The sequence below is a fragment of the Rhodopseudomonas sp. BR0C11 genome (genome assembly GCF_010820945.1).
Classification (GTDB): Bacteria; Pseudomonadota; Alphaproteobacteria; order Rhizobiales; family Xanthobacteraceae; genus Rhodopseudomonas; species Rhodopseudomonas palustris_H.
The window spans coordinates 1-691 of record NZ_QTKI01000790.1; the positions used below are offsets into that span (position 1 = coordinate 1).

Annotated in this window: 1 protein-coding gene; it reads right to left on the bottom strand. The window is 66.9% G+C overall.

What is annotated here, in order from left to right:
- The coding region (locus tag DYI24_RS28855; RefSeq protein ID WP_502706395.1) for an AsmA family protein at nucleotides 1-664 on the bottom strand (664 nt) is incomplete at its 3' end.
- Between the last annotated feature and the right edge of the window lie 27 nt (nucleotides 665-691).

A 691-nucleotide genomic window follows, 5' to 3' on the forward strand; every position in this document is an offset into this window, starting at 1 on the left:
GATTGGCGCTGATCGCGGTGCGGCCGAGCGTGGTGCTGCCGATCGAGACTTTCGCGGCCGATAGCCGCATGTCGAGATCGACCGGATCGGCCGACGACAGATCGAATAACTGCCGGTTCCAGTCGCGCGCACCGCTGGCCAGCAGCCGGATCGTCGACAGATACGGCGTGACGTCGATGCTGCCCGCGGCGAGCGTCGCCTGCAGGCCCTGATGGCCGCCGGCGATGCTGTAAGTCATCACGCCTTCGGCAACGTTCTTGTCGAGCTCGACGTTGACGTTGGTGAGTGCGATCGAGGAGCCGACCAGATTGGCGCGGGCCTTCAGTGCGAAGCGGCCGAAGCCGCCGGTGCCCGGAGGCTCCTGTCCGGCCCAGCGCAGCGCGTTGCGCAGCGAGGCGCTGTCGGCGCTCACCGTGCCGATCAGCGACAGGCTGGTCTTGTTGGTGATGGTGCCGTCGAACGCGATCTTCATCGGCGCGCCGGCGAGCCGCAGCTTGATGCCCGAGGTGTCGCCGCGCAGCGCCGCGATGAAGTCGGCCACGGTGATCGAGCCGTCGAGGCGTTCGCCGCGGAAGTCGAACTGACCGGTCGCCGCGAAGGTGCGCGAGATCGACGGCCATGCCAGCGACAGGTCGATGTCGTCGATGCTGTCTCTTATACCCATCTGACGCTGCCGACGAATTAGACCGTG